Raw genomic sequence first — 441 nt, forward strand, 5'->3', positions numbered from 1 at the left:
GGCTGATGCCCGACGGCACGACGCGCTTCAGCTATAAGGGCCAGGCGATCTTCCACTATATGGGCTGCTCGACCTTCTCAAACTTCACCGTTCTGCCTGAGATCGCAGTGGCGAAGATCCGAGAGGACGCGCCGTTCAAGACGAGCTGCTACGTCGGCTGTGGGGTGACGACGGGGGTCGGCGCGGTCGTCAACACAGCGAAGGTGCAGGTGGGCGATACGGTGATCGTCTTCGGGCTTGGCGGGATCGGCCTTAACGTGTTGCAGGGCGCGCGGCTGGCGGGCGCGGGCATGATCGTGGGCGTGGACATCAACCCCGATCGTGAGGAATGGGGCCGCCGCTTCGGCATGACGCATTTTGTCAACCCGAAGACGGTGGACGGCGACATCGTCGCGCATCTGGTGGCGCTGACAGATGGGGGTGCAGACTATACGTTCGACT

General features: G+C 63.3%; 1 protein-coding gene. It reads left to right on the forward strand.

All coding sequences use genetic code 11. The features are described 5' to 3' along the window. On the forward strand, positions 1–441 hold a 441-nt coding region (locus tag AACY52_RS31480), incomplete at both ends, for a zinc-binding dehydrogenase (protein WP_339561574.1).

Source organism: Pseudomonas sp. EA_65y_Pfl1_P113 (assembly GCF_963970525.1).
Lineage (GTDB): Bacteria > Pseudomonadota > Gammaproteobacteria > Pseudomonadales > Pseudomonadaceae > Aquipseudomonas > Aquipseudomonas tritici.